The sequence below is a fragment of the Kribbella endophytica genome (genome assembly GCF_054781295.1).
The window spans coordinates 790,329-810,441 of record NZ_BAAGUR010000002.1; the positions used below are offsets into that span (position 1 = coordinate 790,329).

Here is a 20,113-nt window from a genome sequence, read left to right on the forward strand (position 1 = left end):
GGTGAACCTAACAGCCCGACCGGCGGTCACCGCGGGATTTTTCCCCAGGTGAGACGACGCTCAGGCGCTGGCGCGGACGACCAGGGGAGCGGTGACCAGGCAGCCCGGCTGGTCGGGCCCGTTCGCGATCTCGTGCAGGGCGCGCTGGAACAGACTGTGCGCGATGTCCCGCAGCGGGATCCGCGCCGTGGTGAGCGGAGTGTCGAGCATGCTCGCGAACGGGAAGTCGTTGAAGCCGGTGACCGCGACGTCCTCGCCGACCTTCACCCCCAGGCGTTGCAGCGCCCGCATCGCGACCACGGCGAACGCGTCGTTGTCGGCCACGAAGACGTCCGGCCGGTGCTCGCACTCCATCGCGGCCGTGACGTAGGCACCGACCTGGTCGAGGTCGTCGAACGATTCCGACGAGTGCGGCGCGGAGAACTCCCGCAGGAACCCTTCCTCCCGCTGGTGCACCCACGGCAGCTCGCTCCTGGTCCGCAGGTACGCCGCCCGCGAGCGGCCCTTGGTGTGCAGGTACCGCCCGATCGCCGCCATCGACTCGACGTTGTCCACGTCGACCCAGCACTGGCGCTGCCCGGGGCCGGTCCGTCCGAACGCGACGAACGGGAAACCCTTCGCGCTGAGGAACTCGATCCGCGGATCGTGCGGCATCGTCTCCAGCACGACGAGCGCGTCGACCTGCCGCGCCGCGATCAGCTGCTCGTACAACGCGATCTCGGTCTTGCCCTCGGTCGGCGTCGTCACGTGCACGCCGTACCCGGAGACCGCGGCGGCCTTCACCAGCCCGCCCAGCAGGCCGTGCAGGAAACCACCGAGCCCCGGGTCCACGTCGTCGTCGAGGTACAGCGGCAGGCCGATCACCTGGCTGCGGCCCGACGACAACGCGCGGGCGGCGTGGTTCGGCGTGTACCCGAGCTCGTCGATCGCGGCCTGCACCGACGCCACCGTCTGATCGCTCACCCGGTGCGGCGCGTTCAGCACGTTGGACACGGTCATCGCCGACACCCCGGCCTTCCGCGCCACGTCGGCCACGGTCGTCCGCCGGTTCTTCCGCTCGGTCGCCATCAATCCCCCTTCGTCGAACCCCGGACGCCCATCCAACCAGCGCCGTGCGTCACCCGGCGACCCGTTCGATCCTGGCCACTCCGCCGACCGGAACGTCGATCGCCCACAAGCCTTCCGGCGGCGTCGTCGTACGACGCCCGACCTCGATGCCTGAGCAGTCGGACACCACGATCTCGACCGGACCGTCACCGGCTCCGTCGAGCAGCACGGTCGGCTCGTTCCCGCCGTTCACCAGCACCAGTACGCCGGCCGGCGCGTTCAGCCGTACGACGGGATTCGAGTACACCGCCACGATCGTCTCCTCCGACGAGATCGCCGCGACCTGCGTGTACCGCGCGTCGGGCCGTACTGGCACCAACTCGCCCCGCAGCAACGTCGCCGCGTGATCCCGCAGGAAGCCGAGCCAGTACCGCACCACCCGGTCGTGTGCCTCCGGCAACGAACCGAGTTCCACCGACACCTGCGCCGAACTGAACAGCACCCCGATGAACTGCTCGGCCACGGCCTCGGGTGAAGCCTCCGGGTGCCACATCAGCATGTCCGAGTGCACCGCGCGATCGCCGGCGAGCAACCGCGCGTCGACCGTCCGGACCCGGTTCTCCACGGCGTCCAGCGCGCAGTCGCCCGCGCGCAGGAACGTCCCGTACTGCCAGAGCCGCGGGTTCACGTAGTCCTGCCGGAACTCGATCAGCAGGTCCGGCCGCAACCGCTGCAGCTCGTCCCGCACCGCGGCGAAGAACAGCTCGACACCTTCGTCGACCGTCGCGCAGTCGCCCTCCGGCGCGGGCGGCGGGTTCTTCCAGGCCCAGCTGTCGATGAAGTCGATCTTCAGCCCGTCCACACCCCAGTCGCGGACCGGCCGGACGCAGCACTCGACCAGGTGCTCGCGAACCTCCGGGTATCGCGGGTCGAGCGCGACCGTGGTCTGTTCGTCGTCCAGGAAGCCGAGCGCCCGATCGCTGAACCGGTCCCACGCCTTCGAGTGCCGGCCCATCAGCGGCGGCGCGATCCACAGCACGTAGTCGACGCCGAGCGCGTGCACCCGTCGTACGTGCTCGGCCATGTCGGGGAAGCTGCTGCTGGTCGGCTCCCAGTCACCGCAGTACGCGTACCCGCGCGCGGTGTTGTCGGTCTGCCAGCCGTCGTCGACGATCACCGCGCTGCATCCGTACTGCGCGCCGGTAGAAGCGTGCCGCTCGACCGACTCCTCGGAGACGTGCTGGTGGTCGGAGTACCAGGTCGAGTACATCGCCGTGCGCGCGATCTCCGGCACCGGCGCGATCCGGTCGCCGAGCTCGGCCGTCCACGCGTCGGTCACCCCGCGCAGCCCGGCAGCGAAGTGCAGCGCTCGCAGGTCGATCCGCACCGTGAACCGGTGCTGCCCGTCGATCAGCTCGACGTCGTCGACCACGAGCTCGACCAGGTGCTCGGCAGTCTCCTCGTTCACCCCGACGGCGAAGTCGCAGCCGCGCACGCTGGACGACAGTGACACGACCAGCGGGCTCACGTCGTCGGTCCGCACCAACGCGGCAACCGGCGCCGACCGGACCGAGCGAACGTCGCGTTGCGAACCCCAGTCGGTCGGGAGGTTGCGGTGCGACCCCTGGGTCGCCTGCCACAGCGTCGCCGCGCCCTCGACCGGCCAGGTCCACCGGATCCGCACCGGCTCCGCCCGCAGGTCCGCGGCGACGATCTCGACCAGCCGCACCCCGGCCGCGGGCGCGTCCAGCTCCCTGACCGCGGCGGCCGAGACCGTGGCGGTCCGGGTCGTCGAGCCGTCGGGGGAGCGCACCTCGAACGAGGCCTCGGGCGGGACGGGCATGGGCGACTCCTGTCGTCGTGACTTCACTCTCGGCTTTGACTATAGCGGTAAAATCGAGCCCGTCCCAAGGTATTGACGAATGCCCGACCTGTGCTAATTTTACCGCTAAACACGGATTCGTCGAGAGGTGGCCGCGATGCCGGAGCTGACCGTCGCGTCGGACAGCGCGTACGTCGAGAACGCCTTCACCTGGGCGCGTGAACGCGCCCTGCGGTGGGTGATGACGGACGCCGCCGAGGCCAACCTGCCGTCGTACTGGGCGGGTTATCCGTCGCGGGAGATGTTCTACTCACGCGACGTCTGTCACCAGGCCGGCGGCGCGCATCTGCTCGGCCTCGACGCGGAGAACTTCGCGATGCTGCGCCACTTCGCCGCGTCCGCCACCGCGGTCCGCAAGTGGTACCCGGTCTGGGCGTTCCACTTCGACGGCGCGATCGCCGCGCTGGACTACCGCGGCGACGACGAGTTCGTGCGGGAGATCCCCGCCGTCTTCGACCTGATCTGGCGCGCGCTGGAGCAGTACGACTGGACCGGCGACCGGCGCTGGCTCGACGATCCCGACCTCGCGACGTACTACGCACGCTCGGTCGGCGAGTTCGTCGCCGTGCACGACCACGACGGCGACGGCGTACCGGAGGCTCCCGGGACCGGCGACATCTTCGTCGGCTCCGCGACGTACAACGAGCAGGACGCCGAGCACCCGCTGATCGTCGCCGCCGACGGAATCGCCTTGCAGTACGCCGCTCTGAACGCGCTCGCCCACCAGTACGGCGACGAGTACAAGCAGCGTGCCGACAGGATTCAGCAGGAGTTCCTGGCGACCTGGTGGGACGAGCAGCAAGGCCGGTTCGCCCGCGGCCGCACCGTCGACCACGGTCTCGACTTCGGCTGGGGGCTGGAGGCGAGCTGGATCGGGCCGATGACCGGACTCACCGGTGACGGCCCGCGCAACGAGTTGTTCCTGGACTTCGTCGAGCAGCAGCTCGAGCTGTCGCCGCCGAAGAACATCGAGGCCTTCAGCTACCTGCCCGAGGTGTTCTTCCGGCACGGCCGCGACGAGTCCGCCTGGCGCTGGCTGCGCCACCTGATCGACAGCCGCGACGACTACCCCGAGGTCTCGTTCACCGTCGTGCACCACCTGGTGGCGGGACTGCTCGGGCTGCGACCGGACGCCGCGGCGGCCGCCCTGTCCATCGACTCCCACCTGCCGGCCGACATCGGCCGGCTGACCGCCGACCACGTCCGGGTCGGCGAGTGGGACCTACGCATCGCCCAAGAAGGACGGCACACGACAGAGGTCACCGTGCACAGCGGACCGGGGCCGCTCACGGTGACGGTCGGTCCAGCCGGCCCCTGCACCATCCAGCCCGGCGGGACCGTCCGGGTGATCACAGAGACGAAGGACCCCTCATGAAACTTCGCAACCGCCTGCTCCCGCTCGGAGCCGGACTCACCGCCCTGCTGCTGGCCGCCGGCTGCGCGACCGGCAGCCAGCCGGCCGCCAACACCGGTGGCGGTGACGAGAACGGCGACATCACCTTCTCGTTCTGGGGCACCAACTCCGAGGCCGCCTCGCTGAAGGCGATCGCGGCCGCGTTCGAGCAGGCCAACCCGGGCACCAAGGTCACCACGAACTGGATCCAGGCCGACTACGAGCAGAAGCTGCAGACCTCGATCGCGGCCGGCACGCAATCGACCGTGATCGAGATCAGCAACACCAGCCTCGCCGGGTTCGCGCCGAGCTTCGCCGAGCAGCAGGTCGACCCGGGCAAGTTCGTCCAGCCGAACATCTCCGAGGCGCTGAAGTTCGACGGCAAGTACTACGCCACGCCGTTCACCGCGAAGCCGAAGGTGATGGCGGTCAACCTCGACGCCTTCAAGGCCGCGGGACTGCCGGCGCCGAGCCCGACCACGCCGCTGACTCTGGACGAGTTCAAGACGATCGCCGCGAAGCTGTCCCACGGCGACGGCAAGAGCCGCGTGTTCGGCACCAGCAACATGTGGTTCAAGGGCTGGCTCACCGCGGCCGGCGGCGGTTTCTACAACGCCGAGGCGACCGCCTGCACGTTCGGCGACCAGCAAGGGGTCTCGACCGCGCAGTACATCGTCGACCTGCAGAAGGAACGCCTCGCGCCGAACTCGATCGACATCGAGGGCCAGGACCAGGCGCAGTGGTTCGCGGCCGGCCGGCTCGGCACGTTCAGCGACTTCGGCCCGTGGACGGTCGCCGACTTCGCCAAGATCAGCAAGCCGAACTGGACCCTCGTTCCGGTGCCGGGCAAGGGGTTCCCGATGGAGGTCGGCGGCCTGGCGATCGCGAAGAACGCCGCAGGCAAGAAGGCCGAGACCGCGAAGAAGTTCGTCGAGTTCGCCAGCACGCAGCAGGTGGCTCAGGACCTGCTGATCCAGGGCAACACCGCCCTCGGCGTACCGATCATCGCCGCTTCGACGCCGACGCTGGAGAAGGTGCTGCCGGCCGAGCGCAACCTCGCCGCCTTCACGACCGCGCTGAAGACCGGCCAGATCAGCCCGTCCGTCCCCCGCGAGGGACAGATCTCCGGTGACGCCGACAAGGGCATCACCAGCTACACGCCACTGGGCAGCGGCAAGGACGACGTGGCCAAGATCCTGCCCGGCCTGAACGACAAGTGCACCGCGGCCCTGAAGCAGTGAGGTAGACCGTGAACCCGACCATCGGATGGATCCGCCAGCTCGCGGAGTCCTGGGGAGTTCCCGCGGTCCTGGTGCCGCTGGTCCCGTTCCTGGTCCTGCTGATCGTCCTGTACGCCGTGATCGGGCTCGCGGCGTACGGGGCGAGGCGGAAGTGGCCGCGGGCCGACAAGACGATCGCGTTCTGGCTCTTCATCTCGCCCTGGCTGATCGGGTTCCTGATCTTCACCGTCGGCCCGATGCTGTCCTCGGTCTACGTCAGCCTGACCTCGTGGGACCTGATCACGCCGCCCAAGTTCGTCGGCGTGGCCAACTACACCGAGGCCTTCCAGGACCCACGCGTCGGTCAGGCGATCAAGGTCACGCTGCTGTACGCCGTGATCAGCGTCCCGCTGCAGACCGTGCTCGCGTTCCTGGTGTCGCTGCTGATGAACGTCGACCTGCCGGGGATCCGGCTGTTCCGCACGATCTGGTACCTGCCGAGCCTGGTGTCCGGCGTGGCCCAGATCGTCCTGTTCCTGTGGGTCTTCAACCCGCAGTACGGGCTGGTGAACGACATGCTCGGCAAGGTCGGGATCACCGGACCGGGCTGGTTCAACGACGCGTCCTGGGCACTGCCGACGGTGATCCTGATGAGCCTGTGGACGGTCGGCGGCGCGATGGTGATCTACCTGGCCGGTCTGAAGGACGTGCCGACCACGCTGTACGAGGCTGCCGCGCTCGACGGCGCCGGACCGTTGCGGCTGTTCTGGCACGTCACGCTGCCGCAGCTGAGCCCGATCATCTTGTTCAACGTGCTGACCGGGATCATCGGCGCGCTGCAGGTCTTCACCCAGGGCTTCGTCGTCAACGGCGGCCCGAAGGACTCGCTGCTGTTCTTCGTCTACTACCTGTACGACAACGCGTTCCAGAACTTCCGGATGGGCTACGCGTCGGCGCTCGCCTGGATCCTGTTCGTCATCATCATGGCGCTGACCGCCGTGACGCTGCGCGGGAGCGCCTTCGCGATCTACTACGAGACCGAGATGGGCGGGCGGCGGCGCCGTCCGCGCGTGAGGAAGGGCTGAGTCATGGCCGTACTGGTCGACACCGGCCGCGCCTCCGACGCGGCCACGAGCATCCGTCGCGCGGACCGGCCGTACTGGCGGCGCAACCTGCCGCTCTCGCTGGCGATGTACGTCGTCCTCGGGCTCGGGTCGCTCGCCTTCGTGTACCCGTTCCTCTGGATGATCGCGACGTCGCTGCGCTCGCTCGCCGGGGTCGGCAGCGCCGGCGCGAGCATCTGGCCGAGCGAGTTCCTCTGGAGCAACTACACCCGCGCGATCACGTCGTTCCCGTTCTGGCGGTACGCGCTGAACTCGCTGCTCACCACGCTGATCCCGATCGTGGGCACGGTGTTCTCGTGCGCGCTGGCCGGGTTCGCGTTCGCGCGGCTGCGGGTGCGGTTCTCCGGGGTGGTGTTCGCCGTCGTCCTGGCGACGATGCTGCTGCCGGGGGAGGTGACGATGGTTCCCCAGTTCATGCTGTTCAACAACCTGGGCATGATCGACACCCTGTACCCGCTGATCCTGCCCGCGTTCTTCGGGTCGCCGTTCTACATCTTCCTGTTCCGGCAGTTCTTCTCCCGGATGCCGGCCGAGCTGGCCGACGCGGCCGTGGTCGACGGGTGCGGCTGGTTCAAGATGTTCCTGCTCGTGTACCTGCCGCTGGCCAGGCCCGCGGTGGTCGCGATCTCGATCCTGCTGTTCATGGGGTACTGGAACAACTTCCTCGGCCCGGCGATCTACATCAACTCCGACCAGTGGAAGACGCTGCCGCTCGCGCTGGCCGGCTTCCAGTCCGTCAACGGCACCGACACTCCGTTGCTGATGGCAACGTCCGTGCTGATCACGCTGCCGTGCGTGGCGATCTTCTTCCTGGCCCAGAAGCAGATCACCAACGGCATCACGTTCACCGGCGGGCGGTAATCGGTTTGACCCAGCCCAGGGCGTCACTGATGATCGCGGCATGCCGGAACCTGTTGACGCCCTGGTGATCATCGACGTTCAAGCCGGGCACGTGGGCGGAGCGCACGCCGTACCGGATGCTGCGGAGTTGGTGGAAACCGTGTCCGGGTTGCTGGCGACGGCGCGGGGGAGCGGCGCGCTGGTTGTTCACGTGCAGAACGACGGTGATGCCGGACAGGTGGATGCGCCGGGGACTGCCGGGTGGGAGCTGCACTTCCCGCCAGTGCCTGGCGAGACAGTGATCCGCAAGGAGTACGACGACGCGTTCCGCGAGACCTCACTGGGTGAGCTGCTGACCGCGTCGGCTGTGAAGTCGCTGGTGGTCTGCGGGCTGATGTCGGAGATGTGCGTCAGCGCGACCGCCCGTACGGCGCTGGACCGCGGGTATCGCGTGGTCCTGCCGCACGACGCCCACGGCACGACCGGCGTACCGGCCGTGCCGGGCCTCGGCGAGGCGATCCCGGCCGCGGTCGTCTCCCGCGTCGCCGAGTGGGCCCTGGGCGATCAGATCGAGATCGTTGAGCACGCGAACGCAGTGACTTTCACAGACCGCGACTGACGAAGGTGTGTGCCTTGGCCAACAGGTCACGCCATTGAGCGAGGTCAGCCGGGTAAGGAACGCCGGCCCACTCACGTGTCGGGTTGCGGCCGACGTGTACGGGCTCTGCCTCGCCTGCGGCCAGTAGTTCGGCGACCTTGGGTGCCGGCAGCTTGACGATCAGCTGGCCTTCGCGGCCGACGAAGGCGAACACCTTGCGCCCGACGCGCAGGGCCTCGCTGCCGAACATCGGCGCGCGGTCGACGGCCGGCACGTCGTCGTACACGGCTGCCAACTCGTCGAGGAGTTGCTGGCCTCGGACTCGGTCAGGGTGCATTGCCGGCGCGGGCCTCGGTGAACGGCTGGCGGTCGAAGATGATGCGCAGGTGGGTGATGCGGCCGTCCTCGACGGTGAGCAGTTCCGCCGCGGGGGCATCGGCGACCGGGACCGTGCGGGTTTCGTACATCAGCAACGCGGTCGACTCGTCGCCGTACGCCGAGACGACCAACGACTCGAGCAGGATCTTCGAGAACGGCTCCATGAACCCTCGGAAGGCCTCGGCACCCTCGATCGGTCCGGCCGGGGCCAGACAGACGATGTCGTCGGCGACGTACTGCATCGCGGCCTCGAAGTCGTGGCCGGTCCAGGCACGGTGGTAGGCGAGGGCGATCTCGAGAGCGGTCGGCTGGGTCATCGGGTGGATCCTTCCGGTTGAGCGGCTGACGACTGTGTAGACACCAGCCGGACCGCGATCGGAACTGTCCGCACCGACTGACACGATAGTGCGATGACGAGTCCGTTGCTGGAGCGCGCGCAGGGTGGGGACGAGCGCGCGTTCCAGGAGCTCACGGCGCCGTACGTGCGTGAGCTGCACCTGCACTGCTACCGGATGCTCGGCTCGGTCACCGACGCCGACGACCTGCTGCAGGAGATACTGCTCGCGGCGTGGACGGGGCTCGCCGGGTTCGCAGGGCGGGCGTCGCTGCGTACCTGGCTCTACCGGATCGCCACCAACCGCTGCCTGAACGCGATCCGCGACGGCAAGCGCCGCCCGCCGACCGAGCCGCTGCCGCCGTTCGACCCGCCGGAGCCGACCCGTCGCGGCGACATCACCTGGCTGCAGCCGTACCCGGACACCTGGCTCGAGGACCACGCCGTACGCCGGGAGACCGTCGAACTCGCCTTCATCACCGCGCTGCAACGAGTCCCACCCCGCCAGACGGCGACGCTCGTGCTGGTCGACGTCCTCGGGTTCACGATCGCCGAGGTCGCCGATCAGCTGGACACCACGCCGACGGCGATCAAAGGTGCACTGCAACGGGCGCGCGCGGCGGTGCGTCGAGGATCCGACCTCGGCTTCACCGGTGAGTCAGTAGATGAGCAGAACACCCGCGGCGTGCGCGAGCCGGCTGCAGGGGAGTCGGCGACCCGGGATGCCGGGGACTGGGCGGTCGCCCGGCGGTTCGCGGCGGCGTTCGTTGCTGATGACATCGAGGCGGTCACGAGTCTCCTGACCGATGACGCGTGGCTGGCGATGCCCCCGGCACCGCACGAGTACCAGGGGGCTGTGGCGATCGCGGCGTTCCTGCGGGCGAGTGCGAACGCGGACGGGCGCCGCAGTGCAAGGTTGCGGTTGGACGCGAGCGGGTGCAACCACCAGCCGGGCTTCGTCTGCTACTTCATCGGCGAGGACCAGGTGCCGTCGTACGCCGGGCAGTTCGTGCTCACGGTCGAGGGCGAGCGGATCAGCCGGATCACCCGGTTCCTCGAGCCCGCGCTGGAGAAGGCGCCGGCTTAAACCCGTCGTACCGAAGGCGCCTCGCCTGGCACGATGTCCGCGTGGACCTTGTCATCGTCTTCGGCCCGGCAGCAGTCGGCAAAATGACCGTGGGGCACGCCTTGTGCGAGCTCACCGGTTTCAAGCTGTTCCACAACCACGCGATCATCGAGCCGATGCTGGAGATCTTCCCGTTCGGCTCGCCGCCGTTCGCGCGGCTGGTGGCGGAGTTCCGCCGCCGGGTGATCGAGGAGGCCGCGGCCTCGGACCTGCCGGGGCTGGTGTTCACCTTCGTGTGGGATCTCGACGATGCCGACGAGACCGCCGTGATCGCGTCGTACATCGAGATCGCCGAGTCCCACGGCGGCCGTGGCCGGTTGGTCGAGCTGTACACCGAGCAGTCCGAGCGGCTCGCCCGCAACAGCACGCCGTTCCGGCTCGAACGCAAGGCCAGCAAGCGCGATCTCGAGTTCTCGCAGGCCAACCTGCTGGAGATGGACGCCGGCTACACGCTCAACACCGGCGGCTCGCGCACGAAGGCCGAGGACCTGATCGAGCGGCACGACCACGTCCGGATCGACAACACCCACCTGACCGCGCGACAGACGGCCGAACGCGTCGTCGAGGCGTTCGGCCGTCCGTCGGTCAGTGCGCCTGACGGGCTTCGATGATCTCCAGGTAGTGCGGGTTGTGCATGATCCCGAGCACGTTGCCGAAGGGGTCCACGACCGAGGCGGTGGTGAAGCTGCTCTCGCCGTGGGAGGTGATGGGCTGGTACTCCTTCGCGCCCATCGCCAGCAGCTTGTCGAACGTCGCCTGCAGGTCGTCGACGTGCCAGTGCATGACCGCGCCGCCGGGGGCGTTGCCGGCGCCGGGCGGCGCGTACTTGCGGTCGATGAAGCCGAGCTCGTCCGCGTCGTCGCCGATCCGGTACTCCATGTACGCCGGCGCGGCGGGCGCCTCCGGGAAGGCGTAGTACGGCGCCTGGCCGAGCAGTTCGGTGTACCAGTCCCGGGCCGCGGCCAGGTCGTCGGCGTAGAAGCTGATGGTGGCGAATCCTCGGAACATCGGTTCTCCCTGGTGCTGGTTGGTGGCGTGTCCACCGCGATGAGTACATCTTGCGCCAGATAAGTGCTCACCCAATGAGCACTTATCCGAGGAAGTTTCCGGCGAGTTGTCGGCGGAGAGATCTACGATCGCGGGATCAGGTTTCGACAGCGCTCCGGGAGGGCCCATGACCACGCTGACCGATCGACCGAACACCGCGCTGCTCGTCATCGACGTGCAGAACGGCGTGATGGAGGGCACCCACGGCCGTGAGGCGGTGGTCGCCAACATCGCGGCGCTGGTCGACAAGGCCCGCACGGCCGGCGTCGACGTCGTCTGGGTCCAGCACAGCAGCGACAACCTGAAGCGCGACAGCGCCGAGTGGCAGTACGTCGCGGAGCTGACCCGCGCCGAGGGCGAGTCCGTTGTCCACAAGCAGTACCCGGACTCCTTCGAGGCGACCGACCTGGAGCCTGTCCTCGCCGAGCGCGGCATCGGCCGGCTGTTCGTCTCCGGCGCCCAGACCGACGAGTGCATCCGCTCCACACTGCACGGAGCCATCACCCGCGGCTACGACGCCACTCTCGTCGCCGACGCCCACACGACGGAAGACCTGTCCGAGTGGGGTGCACCCACGCCGGACCTGGTCATCGCCCACACCAACTTGTACTGGGACAACCACCGGGCCCCTGGCCGCACCGCCGGTACGACGACCACGGCCGAAGCCGACTTCAGCAGCTGAGAACTACTTGGTGTAGAGGGCTTCCACGTCGGCCTCGTGCTTCTTCATCACGATGTGGCGGCGCAGCGACAGCTTGAGGGACAGCTCGCCGTTCTCCTGGGTCCAGTCGGTCGAGAGGATCGTGAACTTCTTGATCCCCTCGGCCTTGGAGACGGCGGTGTTGGCGTCGTCGACGGCGGTCTGGATCTCGGCGATCAGGTCCTTGTCGGTGGACAGGGTCTCGAGGTCGGTCGACTTGCCGTGCTTCGACGCCCAGCTGCCGATCGTCTCGGTGTCGATGGTGATCAGCGCGGCGATGAACGGCTTGCCGTCACCGACGACCATGCACTGGCTGACCAGCGGGTGCAGGCGGATCCGGTCCTCCAGTACGGCGGGCGCGACGTTCTTGCCGCCGGCCGTCACCAGGATCTCCTTCTTGCGGCCGGTGATCCGGATGAATCCGTCGGCGTCGAACTCGCCGAGGTCACCGGTGTGGAACCAGCCGTCGGCGTCGATCGCGGCCTCGGTCGCCTCGTCGTTCTTCCAGTAGCCGAGCATCACCTGGCCACCCTTGAAGCACAGCTCGCCGTCCTCGGCGACACCGACCGAGACCCCCGGCAGCGGGCGCCCGACGGTGCCGATCCGGATGTCGTCGGGCAGGTTCACCGACACAGCGGCGGTGGTCTCGGTCAGGCCGTAGCCCTCCAGGACCGGTACACCGATGCCGCGGAAGAAGTGGCCGAGCCGGTCGCCCAGCGGCGCGCCACCGGAGACGGCGTAGTCGACCTGGCCGCCGAGCACGTTGCGCAGCTTGCCGTAGACGAGCTTGTCGAACAGCGCGTGCTTCGCCTTCAGGCCGAGGCCCGGGCCGCCCTTGTCGAGCGCCTGCGAGTACGCGATCGCGGTCTCCGCGGCGGCGTCGAAGATCTTGCCCTTGCCGGCCGCGTGCGCGGTCTGGCTGGCGGTGTTGAACACCTTCTCGAACACCCGCGGCACGCTGAGGATGAACGTCGGCTTGAACTCGCCGAGGTCCGCGACCAGGTTCTTCACGTCGGCGGTGTGGCCGACCTTGACCCGCATCATCACGCAGCCGACCTGGATGATCCGCGCGAACACGTGCGCCAGCGGCAGGAACAGCAGCGTCGAAGCGCCCTCGAGCCGGAACAGCGTCGGCAGCACCTTGGTCGCCGTACCGAGCTCGTCCATGAAGCTGGCGTGGCTGATCTTGCAGCCCTTCGGCCGGCCCGTCGTACCGGACGTGTAGATCAGTGTGGCCAGGTCGCCCGGCACTACCGCCGTACGGCGCTTGTCGAGCTCCGCGTCGCTGATCTGCTGGCCGAGCACGGTCAGTTCGTCGACCGCGCCGGACTCGATCTGCCAGACCTCCTGCAGGGCCGGGGCTTCCGTCCGCGCGGACTCGACGACGGCGCCGTGCGCGGCGTTCTCGACGACGGCGACGACGGCCTCGGAGTCGGTCAGGATCCACTGGATCTGCGAGGCCGACGAGGTCTCGTAGATCGGCACGGTCGCGGCGCCGATGCTCCAGATCGCGTAGTCGATCAGCGTCCACTCGTACCGCGTCGCGCTGAGCAGGGCGACCCGGTCGCCGTGCTTCACACCGGCCGCGATCAGGCCCTTGGCCACGCCCGCGACCTGCTCGGCGAACTGGGCGGCGGTGATGTCGAGCCAGCCGCCCTCCACCCGCTTGCTGAACACGGCGGTGTCCGGGTGCGACGATGCGTTCGCCCAGACCGGATCGGCCAGCCCACCAGTCGTCGGGGCGTCGATCACAGCAGGAACGGTGTACTCACGCATCTCCGCGTCTCCTCAGTCAGGATGGTCGGCTCCGGCGCACGTTACAGTCACTTACCCACAAGTAGCCAGGTCAGTGTGACCCAGGGAACTAAGGTCGACGGCATGCCTTCGCTAGACATCAGCTGCGACGACCTGGTCGTCGCGGATCCAGCCTACGTCGCGCAGCGGCTCGGCTCGGACACCCTGTGGCGTGAGTGGTGGCCCGAGCTCGTACTCACCCCGTCCGAGCGGCGCGGTCTGGAAGGTGTCCGCTGGGCCGTCACCGGTGCGGCCCTCGGTACGGCGGAGTGGTGGCTGGAGCAGGTCCGCGACGGCGTCGTCGTGCACTGGTACCTGCGGGCCGACCCCGTACGGCGTACCGGCGTACGGCGGCTGCGCCGGCTGCAGGAGTCGTACGTCGCGCGGTACCGGGAGCGGATCTGGCGGTTCAAGGACGAAGTCGAATCGGGCCGCGCCGCGGGCGAGCGCAGGTCCGGCTGGGAACCCGCGATAGTCTCCGGGAGGGGCACCGGTGCCCCGCACCCGGCCGTGCCGCAGAACGACCTGCACGCGGACCGGCGACCGTCCCGGCAGCGGAGAGGTGAATCGATGGCAGAGCAGACCACCTCGACCATCGTCGTGAACGCGACCCCGAAAGCGATCATGGCGGTGATCGCGGACTTCGAGGCCTACCCGGAGTGGGCGGACTCGATGCGGGAGACGCAGGTGCTGTCGACCGACGAGGCCGGCCGGCCCAAGCAGGTCCGGTTCAAGGTGGACGCCGGGGCGATCTCCGACGAGTACACGCTGGACTACGTCTGGTCCCGCAACGAGGTGACCTGGTCGCTGGTGCAGGCCAAGATGGTCAAGGGCATGGACGGCGCGTACGTGCTGCGCGACCTGGGCGCCGACGGCACCGAGGTGACCTACCGGCTGGCGGTCGACGTGGCCATCCCGATGATCGGGATGCTCAAGCGCAAGGCGGAGAAGGTCATCATCGACACGGCCCTCAAGGGGCTGAAGAAGCGCGTCGAGTCCTGATTCCGTGACACGCGTTCTGCTGTACACAGGCAAAGGTGGCGTGGGCAAGACCACGTCCGCGGCCGGCACCGCCACGCTGGCCGCCTTACGGGGACTACGCACTCTGGTGCTGTCGACCGACGCGGCGCACTCGCTGTCGGACGCCTTCGACTCCGAGGTCGGCGGGGAGCCGACCGAGATCGACGACCTGCTGTTCGTGCAGCAAATCGACGCGCAACGGCGGTTCGAGCGGTCCTGGGGTGACATCCAGGCGTACCTGCGGTCGGTGCTGCACGTCGTCGGCGTCGATCCGATGGAGGCCGAGGAGCTGACCGTGCTGCCGGGCGCCGAGGAGGTGCTCGCGCTGCTCGAGGTCCGCGATCATGTGCGGTCCGGGCGCTGGGACGTCGTGGTGGTCGACTGCGCGCCGACGGCGGAGACGCTGCGGCTGCTCGCGCTGCCGGAGGCGCTGAGCTGGTACATGGACCGGATCATCAATGCCGAGCGCAAGGTCCTGCGGTCGTTCCGGCCGTTGCTGGGCAAGGCTTCGGGGCTGCCGATGCCCGACGACACGGTTTTCGATGCGCTACGGCGGTTGCAGAAGGATCTCGCGGACATTCGGGCGTTGCTGGCCGGGCCGGATGCCTCGGTGCGGTTGGTGCTGACGCCGGAGGCCGTGGTGGTGGCCGAGGCCCGGCGGTCGATGACGACGCTTTCCTTGTACGGGTACCGCGTGGACGGCATCGTGGCGAACCGGGTGTTCCCGGCGGCCGGGGCCGACAACTGGCGGCGGCAGTGGGTCGCCGCGCAGCGCGGGATTCTCGAGGACGTCCAGGACTCGTTCAGCCCGCTGCCGATCTGGGAGTCGCCGTACCGGGCCTGCGAGCCGGTCGGGGTCGAGGAGCTCGCCGCCTTCGCCGTCGAGATGTACGGCGGGGACGACCCGTTCGCGCGCGCCTCGGACGAGACGTCGCTGCTGGTCGATCGGCACATCGACACCGACGGGCGGACGTACATCCTGACGCTGCCGTTGCCGTTGGCATCTGCTGCCGATCTGGAGCTGGCGCGGCACGGGGACGAGTTGATCATCACTGTTGGGTCCTACCGGCGGGTGATTCCGTTGCCGGCCGCGTTGGCGCGTGGGGTTGTCGCCGGGGCCCGGTTGGACGACGGGAAGCTGCAGGTGCGGTTCGCGCCGCGCGATCCGTTGCCGCCTCCGGTGCTCGAGCCGGATCTCGCGGAGGAGTTCCGCGAACAGATGGAGCTCGACGAGACCCCGATCCCGGAGGGCACCCGATGACACCCCCGAAGGAGCCCGTCGGCTCGGTCGCCGAGGAGGCCGCCAAGCTGTTCGCCGTACTCCAGCAGGCTTCCGCGGACGCGCGGGGTGCTGAAGCACCACCTGCACAAGAACCTCCTGCACAAGAACCACCTGTCGAAGAACCGCCTGCCGCGCACGATGGACGGGCGGACGATCACCAGCACGGCACCAACTGTCAGTGGTGTCCTGTCTGTCAGTTGATCGGGAAGGTTCGGCAGACCAGTCCGGAGACCATCGAGCAGTTGTCTACGGCGGCTGCGGGGGTTCTCGGGGCTGTGCGGAGTTTGGTGGAGGCCGCGGCGGAAGCGGCGCGGCAGGCGAAGGTGGACGCAGAGTCGCGGACCGCCGGGGAGCAGGACACGGAAAGACCAGCTCGGTCGCGGGTGGACCGGATCGACGTGAGTGAGGACCCCGAACCATGGGACTGACCATCGGCATCGACGTCGGCGGGACGAAGATCGCGGCGGGCGTCGTCGGCCGCGACGGGACGATCGGTGCGCGGGCGCACCGCGACACTCCGGCGGGCTCGGTCGACGAGACCGCCAAAGCGATCTGCGACGCGGCCGCGGAACTGATCGCGGGGCACGACGTCGAGGCGGTCGGCATCGGCGCGGCCGGGTTCGTGTCGTCGGACCGGTCGACCGTGCTGTTCGCGCCCAACCTCGCCTGGCGGGACGAGCCGCTGGGCAAGCGGGTGGCCGACGTACTGAAGGTGCCGGTCGTCGTCGAGAACGACGCCAACGCCGCGGCGTGGGGCGAGTTCGCGTTCGGCGCGGCGAAGGATGTCGAGCACATGGTCTGCGTGACCGTCGGGACCGGCATCGGCGGTGGCGTGGTGATCGCGACCGAGCTGCTGCGCGGTGCGCACGGCGTCGCGGCCGAGCTCGGCCACATGCGCGTCGTACCGGGTGGTCATCGGTGTGGTTGTGGCGCGCGCGGGTGCTTGGAGCAGTACGCGTCCGGGCGTGCGCTGGTGCGTGAGGGACGTGCGCAGGCTGAGTCCGGTTCGCTGGCGGCGGCGCAGATGATGAGCGTCATCGGCATCACCGACCCGGCCGAGCTGACCGGGCCGATGATCACCAAGGCCGCGGCGGGCGGCGACCCGTGCGCGGTCGAGCTGCTCGACGACCTCGGCCGGTGGCTGGGGGAGGGGCTCGCGAGCTTCGCGACGCTGTTCGACCCGCGCACGATCGTGATCGGCGGCGGCGTGAGCGCGGCCAAGGACCTGCTGCTGAAGTCCGCGCAGGTCGCGTTCGACAAGAACCTGCCGGCCCGCGCGAACCGTCCGCACCCGACGATCGTGATGGCGGAGCTCGGCAACGACGCCGGCATCATCGGCGCCGCCGACCTGGCCCGCCGCCCGGTGGAGACCCGCTAGTGCGGGGAGTAGCCGGTACGCCGGTTGGCGCGCTGCGCGGCGGGTTCGTCGTACGCGCGCTGAGCGACCGCGGAGCAGGCGCGGGCGAGGCCCGGTTGATCGAGCGTGGTTGGCTGGAAGTGGTCCAGGGGGCTGTTGGGGGTACGGCGAGGAGGGTCGTGCGATGGCTCTGACGCAGGCGCTGACGATCGGGATCGACATCGGTGGCACGAAGGTGGCCGCCGGGGTGGTCGATCCCGAGGGCAACATCCTGGACCGGTTGCGGCGTGACACCCCGACCAAGGACCCGCGCGAGACCGAGGACGCGATCGCGGACATCGTCCGGGACCTGGAGTCGCGGCACGACGTGATCGCGGTCGGCATCGGCGCGGCCGGGTTCGTCGACGGGACGCGGTCGTCGGTGCTGTTCGCGCCGCATCTGGCCTGGCGGCACGAACCGCTGCGCGACGCGGTCGAGCGCCGGCTCGGGCTCCCCGTCGTGGTCGAGAACGACGCGAACGCCGCGGCCTGGTCGGAGTGGCGGTTCGGCGGCGGGCAGGGCGAGAGCCACCTGGTCTGCGTGACGCTCGGGACCGGCATCGGCGGCGCGATCCTGAACGACGGCGCGTTGCAGCGGGGGAAGTTCGGCATCGCGGGTGAGTTCGGGCACATGCAGGTGGTGCCGGGCGGTCATCGGTGCGAGTGCGGCAACCGCGGGTGCTGGGAGCAGTACGCGTCGGGCAACGCGCTGACGCGGGAAGCTCGGGAGTTGGCGTTGTCCGGTTCGCCGGTCGCGCACAACCTGCTGCGCGCCGCCGAGGGCGACCCGCGCAAGATCAACGGGCCGATGGTGACCGAGCTGGCCAAGGACGGCGACCCGGTCGCGGTCGAGCTGCTCGAGGACGTCGGCCGCTGGCTCGGCATCGGCCTCGCGAACCTCGCGGCCGCGCTCGACCCCGGCACGTTCGTGATCGGTGGTGGGGTGTCGGACGCGGGCGAGTTGCTGCTGGCGCCGGCGCGAGAGGCGTTCAAGCGCACGCTGACCGGGCGTGGGTTCCGTCCGGAGGCGCGCATCGTGCGCGCCGTACTCGGTCCTGAGGCCGGGATGGTCGGTGCGGCTGACCTCGCGCGCGAGGAAGCGACCTGGCTGCGCCGGGTCCGGGTGAAGACGACCGCGGTGACGGCGAAGACGACCGGTGCTCGCGGTGGACGCTCGACCCGCCTCGAGCGAGCGGCCCGCAAGTCGGCAAGCCGCCGTACGGGCATGCGCGCCGCCGCAGCCGAGCCGGACCTCCAGCCCGGCGAGCTGCAACTCGACAAAACCCCCGAGCTGCAGGGCGATCCCGAGGCATGAGCCTGGTTGGCTCGCTGCCTCGCGGAGCAGCACCGGCCGCATCCGGCGCAGTCGGGCGAAGCGAGGACTCCCCGGCGCCTCGGGGAGCGAGGTACGGGCGATGAGCGGGACCTCTCTGCGCGTCCTCTCCTACAACGTGCATCGCTGGGGCGACGACCGGGAAGCCCTGGCGCGCGTCGTACGGGCTTGTGCTCCTGATGTCGCGCTCGTGCAGGAGGCGCCGACCTGGTGGGGGACGCGGCGCAAGCGGCGGGCGATGGCGGCGTCGTTCGGGATGACGTACGTCGCGGCCTCGGCGCGCAACGCGATCTTGGTTGCCGGGAGCACCGAAGTGGTCGAGTCCCTGCACTGGCGGGTCTGGCGGCCGTTCGTACGCCGGAGGTTCCGCCTGATCGCGACCCAACTCCCCGGCGGCGCGGTCGGCGGGCGCGTCACCCTGGGCACGCAAGCACTGGTGCTCGTCGTCTGCCACCTCGGCCTGCACATCCGCGGCCGCGAGCACGAGATCGAGCAGGTCCTCAAGGGCTGCCGCGCCTTCGACCTCCCGTACCTCCTGGTCGGCGACCTCAACGAGGAGCCCGACGGCCCGGTCTGGAAACGCCTCGCCGACGAAGGCCTCACCGACCTCGGCATCGACGCCGGCCCGACCTTCCACTCCGACAACCCCGAACGCCGCATCGACGGCGCCCTCCTCTCACCCGAACTCCAGGGCCGCCTGATCCCCCTCGCGGAGATCGACGGCATCACCACCGACGACCTGGCCAAGGGCTCCGACCACCTCCCCCTCCTGATCGAGCTGACCGAATAACAGGTGGCTGCCGAGCCCGAGCGGACGGCAGGATAAAGGCATGACGAGCAGACCTGTTGCGCTGGTGACCGGGGTTGGGCGCCGGGTTGGGATTGGTGCGGGGATTGCGGAGGCGTTGGCGGCGGGTGGGTGGGATGTTGCCTTCAGCTACCTGACCGGGTACGACGCGCGGATGCCGTGGGGGCCTGATGTCGAGGCTCGGGCTGAGCTCACCGACGTACTGGAAGGGCATGGTGCGCGGGTGCTCGCGGTCGAGGCGGATCTGCAGGACGTCGATGCGCCGGCGGCGCTGATCGGCGAGGTGCGGGACGGGCTCGGGCCGGTGCGGGCGCTGGTGATGGCGCACTGCGAGAGTGTCGACAGCGGGATCCTCGACACGACCGTCGAGAGTTTCGACCGGCACTTCGCGGTGAACGCGCGGGCGGTCTGGCTGCTGATCAAGGCGTACGCCGAGCAGTTCGACGCGCCGTACGGGACCGGACGGATCGTCGCGCTGACCAGCGATCACACCGCGCACAACCTGCCGTACGGCGCGAGCAAGGGTGCGCTCGACCGGATCGTCATCGCTGCGGCGGACGAGCTGAAGCACCTCGGGCTGACCGCGAACGTGATCAACCCCGGCCCGATCGACACCGGCTGGATCAGCCCGGAACTCGGCGAGCAACTCGTCGCTGGTACGCCGCTGGGCCGGCTCGGGACGCCGAAGGACACGGCCGACCTGGTCGCGTTCCTGTGCTCACCGGCGGGTGGCTGGATGAACGCGCAACTCCTGCACAGCAACGGCGGATCGCAGTAGCAGCAGGCAAAAC

General features: G+C 69.3%; 22 protein-coding genes. 16 read left to right on the top strand and 6 right to left on the bottom strand.

Annotation, left to right across the window (positions count from 1 at the left end; all coding sequences use genetic code 11):
* Positions 1-60: 60 nt before the first annotated feature.
* Both ACYVIO_RS22105 and ACYVIO_RS22110 read right to left on the bottom strand, forming a co-directional pair.
* The gene (locus ACYVIO_RS22105; RefSeq protein WP_460652752.1) at positions 61-1,068 is read right to left on the bottom strand and encodes a LacI family DNA-binding transcriptional regulator; all 1,008 of its coding nucleotides are present in this window, start codon (positions 1,066-1,068) and stop codon (positions 61-63) included.
* 49 nt (positions 1,069-1,117) lie between these two features.
* On the bottom strand, positions 1,118-2,890 hold the full coding sequence (locus tag ACYVIO_RS22110; RefSeq protein WP_460652753.1) for a glycoside hydrolase family 36 protein: 1,773 nt from the start codon (positions 2,888-2,890) through the stop codon (positions 1,118-1,120).
* Positions 2,891-3,026: 136 nt separating this feature from the next.
* Between ACYVIO_RS22110 and ACYVIO_RS22115 the strand changes: the two genes are divergently transcribed.
* The 5 genes from ACYVIO_RS22115 to ACYVIO_RS22135 are packed head-to-tail and all read left to right on the top strand — an operon-like array spanning position 3,027 to position 8,125.
* Positions 3,027-4,304 (top strand): hypothetical protein, encoded by a 1,278-nt coding sequence (locus ACYVIO_RS22115; RefSeq protein WP_460652754.1) that lies wholly within the window; start codon positions 3,027-3,029, stop codon positions 4,302-4,304.
* Positions 4,301-5,563 carry an extracellular solute-binding protein gene (locus tag ACYVIO_RS22120; RefSeq protein ID WP_460652755.1) on the top strand — a complete coding sequence of 421 codons (1,263 nt, stop codon included), beginning with the start codon at positions 4,301-4,303 and terminating at the stop codon, positions 5,561-5,563. Before ACYVIO_RS22115 ends, ACYVIO_RS22120 begins: the two co-directional genes overlap by 4 nt.
* Before the next feature lie 8 nt (positions 5,564-5,571).
* Complete coding sequence (locus ACYVIO_RS22125) at positions 5,572-6,627, top strand: carbohydrate ABC transporter permease (RefSeq protein ID WP_460652756.1); 1,056 nt, start codon at positions 5,572-5,574, stop codon at positions 6,625-6,627.
* A gap of 3 nt (positions 6,628-6,630) precedes the next feature.
* The gene (locus ACYVIO_RS22130) at positions 6,631-7,527 is read left to right on the top strand and encodes a carbohydrate ABC transporter permease (protein ID WP_460652757.1); all 897 of its coding nucleotides are present in this window, start codon (positions 6,631-6,633) and stop codon (positions 7,525-7,527) included.
* Positions 7,528-7,567: 40 nt separating this feature from the next.
* Complete coding sequence (locus ACYVIO_RS22135) at positions 7,568-8,125, top strand: cysteine hydrolase family protein (RefSeq protein WP_460652758.1); 558 nt, start codon at positions 7,568-7,570, stop codon at positions 8,123-8,125.
* Here the strand turns inward: ACYVIO_RS22135 and ACYVIO_RS22140 are convergent.
* Together ACYVIO_RS22140 and ACYVIO_RS22145 are read right to left on the bottom strand one after the other, a co-directional pair.
* Positions 8,109-8,441: a hypothetical protein gene (locus ACYVIO_RS22140; protein WP_460652759.1), complete on the bottom strand. Its 333-nt coding sequence runs from the start codon at positions 8,439-8,441 to the stop codon at positions 8,109-8,111. The genes ACYVIO_RS22135 and ACYVIO_RS22140 overlap by 17 nt on opposite strands.
* Positions 8,431-8,799, bottom strand: a complete 369-nt coding sequence (locus tag ACYVIO_RS22145; protein WP_460652760.1) for a nuclear transport factor 2 family protein — start codon at positions 8,797-8,799, stop codon at positions 8,431-8,433. The genes ACYVIO_RS22140 and ACYVIO_RS22145 overlap by 11 nt, the downstream gene beginning before the upstream one ends.
* Before the next feature lie 93 nt (positions 8,800-8,892).
* On the opposite strand from ACYVIO_RS22145, the gene ACYVIO_RS22150 reads away from it, so the two are divergent.
* Together ACYVIO_RS22150 and ACYVIO_RS22155 are read left to right on the top strand one after the other, a co-directional pair.
* On the top strand, positions 8,893-9,903 hold the full coding sequence (locus tag ACYVIO_RS22150) for an RNA polymerase subunit sigma-70 (protein WP_460652761.1): 1,011 nt from the start codon (positions 8,893-8,895) through the stop codon (positions 9,901-9,903).
* A 41-nt stretch (positions 9,904-9,944) separates the two neighbouring features.
* Positions 9,945-10,553 (top strand): AAA family ATPase, encoded by a 609-nt coding sequence (locus ACYVIO_RS22155; RefSeq protein WP_460652762.1) that lies wholly within the window; start codon positions 9,945-9,947, stop codon positions 10,551-10,553.
* Here the strand turns inward: ACYVIO_RS22155 and ACYVIO_RS22160 are convergent.
* Entirely contained in the window at positions 10,528-10,950 is a 423-nt protein-coding gene (locus ACYVIO_RS22160; RefSeq protein ID WP_460652763.1) for a VOC family protein, read from the bottom strand. The genes ACYVIO_RS22155 and ACYVIO_RS22160 overlap by 26 nt on opposite strands.
* Positions 10,951-11,116: 166 nt before the next feature.
* Between ACYVIO_RS22160 and ACYVIO_RS22165 the strand changes: the two genes are divergently transcribed.
* Positions 11,117-11,671 carry an isochorismatase family protein gene (locus ACYVIO_RS22165; protein ID WP_460652764.1) on the top strand — a complete coding sequence of 185 codons (555 nt, stop codon included), beginning with the start codon at positions 11,117-11,119 and terminating at the stop codon, positions 11,669-11,671.
* A 3-nt stretch (positions 11,672-11,674) separates the two neighbouring features.
* On the opposite strand, the gene ACYVIO_RS22170 is transcribed toward ACYVIO_RS22165, so the two are convergent.
* Positions 11,675-13,465, bottom strand: a complete 1,791-nt coding sequence (locus tag ACYVIO_RS22170; protein WP_460652765.1) for an AMP-dependent synthetase/ligase — start codon at positions 13,463-13,465, stop codon at positions 11,675-11,677.
* A 102-nt stretch (positions 13,466-13,567) separates the two neighbouring features.
* Between ACYVIO_RS22170 and ACYVIO_RS22175 the strand changes: the two genes are divergently transcribed.
* From ACYVIO_RS22175 to ACYVIO_RS22210, 8 genes are all read left to right on the top strand, one after another.
* The gene (locus ACYVIO_RS22175; protein WP_460652766.1) at positions 13,568-14,485 is read left to right on the top strand and encodes an SRPBCC family protein; all 918 of its coding nucleotides are present in this window, start codon (positions 13,568-13,570) and stop codon (positions 14,483-14,485) included.
* A 4-nt stretch (positions 14,486-14,489) separates the two neighbouring features.
* Positions 14,490-15,764, top strand: a complete 1,275-nt coding sequence (locus tag ACYVIO_RS22180; RefSeq protein WP_460652767.1) for an ArsA family ATPase — start codon at positions 14,490-14,492, stop codon at positions 15,762-15,764.
* Between the two features lie 87 nt (positions 15,765-15,851).
* The gene (locus ACYVIO_RS22185) at positions 15,852-15,986 is read left to right on the top strand and encodes a hypothetical protein (protein WP_460652768.1); all 135 of its coding nucleotides are present in this window, start codon (positions 15,852-15,854) and stop codon (positions 15,984-15,986) included.
* Complete coding sequence (locus ACYVIO_RS22190) at positions 15,983-16,213, top strand: hypothetical protein (protein WP_460652769.1); 231 nt, start codon at positions 15,983-15,985, stop codon at positions 16,211-16,213. Before ACYVIO_RS22185 ends, ACYVIO_RS22190 begins: the two co-directional genes overlap by 4 nt.
* Entirely contained in the window at positions 16,204-17,163 is a 960-nt protein-coding gene (locus ACYVIO_RS22195) for an ROK family glucokinase (RefSeq protein WP_460652770.1), read from the top strand. Before ACYVIO_RS22190 ends, ACYVIO_RS22195 begins: the two co-directional genes overlap by 10 nt.
* Positions 17,164-17,326: 163 nt before the next feature.
* Complete coding sequence (locus tag ACYVIO_RS22200) at positions 17,327-18,496, top strand: ROK family glucokinase (RefSeq protein WP_460652771.1); 1,170 nt, start codon at positions 17,327-17,329, stop codon at positions 18,494-18,496.
* 100 nt (positions 18,497-18,596) lie between these two features.
* Positions 18,597-19,304 (top strand): endonuclease/exonuclease/phosphatase family protein, encoded by a 708-nt coding sequence (locus tag ACYVIO_RS22205; RefSeq protein ID WP_460652772.1) that lies wholly within the window; start codon positions 18,597-18,599, stop codon positions 19,302-19,304.
* Between the two features lie 40 nt (positions 19,305-19,344).
* Positions 19,345-20,100: an SDR family oxidoreductase gene (locus ACYVIO_RS22210; RefSeq protein ID WP_460652773.1), complete on the top strand. Its 756-nt coding sequence runs from the start codon at positions 19,345-19,347 to the stop codon at positions 20,098-20,100.
* Positions 20,101-20,113 lie beyond the last annotated feature (13 nt).

Excerpts from the sequence above, each read along its gene's own strand:
- ACYVIO_RS22105 (WP_460652752.1), bottom strand. The coding sequence starts at position 1,068 with ATGGCGACCGAGCGGAAGAACCGGCGGACGACCGTGGCCGACGTGGCG.
- ACYVIO_RS22110 (WP_460652753.1), bottom strand. The coding sequence starts at position 2,890 with ATGCCCGTCCCGCCCGAGGCCTCGTTCGAGGTGCGCTCCCCCGACGGC.
- ACYVIO_RS22115 (WP_460652754.1), top strand. The coding sequence starts at position 3,027 with ATGCCGGAGCTGACCGTCGCGTCGGACAGCGCGTACGTCGAGAACGCC.
- ACYVIO_RS22120 (WP_460652755.1), top strand. The coding sequence starts at position 4,301 with ATGAAACTTCGCAACCGCCTGCTCCCGCTCGGAGCCGGACTCACCGCC.
- ACYVIO_RS22130 (WP_460652757.1), top strand. The coding sequence starts at position 6,631 with ATGGCCGTACTGGTCGACACCGGCCGCGCCTCCGACGCGGCCACGAGC.
- ACYVIO_RS22135 (WP_460652758.1), top strand. The coding sequence starts at position 7,568 with ATGCCGGAACCTGTTGACGCCCTGGTGATCATCGACGTTCAAGCCGGG.
- ACYVIO_RS22140 (WP_460652759.1), bottom strand. The coding sequence starts at position 8,441 with ATGCACCCTGACCGAGTCCGAGGCCAGCAACTCCTCGACGAGTTGGCA.
- ACYVIO_RS22145 (WP_460652760.1), bottom strand. The coding sequence starts at position 8,799 with ATGACCCAGCCGACCGCTCTCGAGATCGCCCTCGCCTACCACCGTGCC.
- ACYVIO_RS22150 (WP_460652761.1), top strand. The coding sequence starts at position 8,893 with ATGACGAGTCCGTTGCTGGAGCGCGCGCAGGGTGGGGACGAGCGCGCG.
- ACYVIO_RS22160 (WP_460652763.1), bottom strand. The coding sequence starts at position 10,950 with ATGTTCCGAGGATTCGCCACCATCAGCTTCTACGCCGACGACCTGGCC.
- ACYVIO_RS22165 (WP_460652764.1), top strand. The coding sequence starts at position 11,117 with ATGACCACGCTGACCGATCGACCGAACACCGCGCTGCTCGTCATCGAC.
- ACYVIO_RS22170 (WP_460652765.1), bottom strand. The coding sequence starts at position 13,465 with ATGCGTGAGTACACCGTTCCTGCTGTGATCGACGCCCCGACGACTGGT.
- ACYVIO_RS22175 (WP_460652766.1), top strand. The coding sequence starts at position 13,568 with ATGCCTTCGCTAGACATCAGCTGCGACGACCTGGTCGTCGCGGATCCA.
- ACYVIO_RS22195 (WP_460652770.1), top strand. The coding sequence starts at position 16,204 with ATGGGACTGACCATCGGCATCGACGTCGGCGGGACGAAGATCGCGGCG.
- ACYVIO_RS22200 (WP_460652771.1), top strand. The coding sequence starts at position 17,327 with ATGGCTCTGACGCAGGCGCTGACGATCGGGATCGACATCGGTGGCACG.
- ACYVIO_RS22205 (WP_460652772.1), top strand. The coding sequence starts at position 18,597 with ATGAGCGGGACCTCTCTGCGCGTCCTCTCCTACAACGTGCATCGCTGG.
- ACYVIO_RS22210 (WP_460652773.1), top strand. The coding sequence starts at position 19,345 with ATGACGAGCAGACCTGTTGCGCTGGTGACCGGGGTTGGGCGCCGGGTT.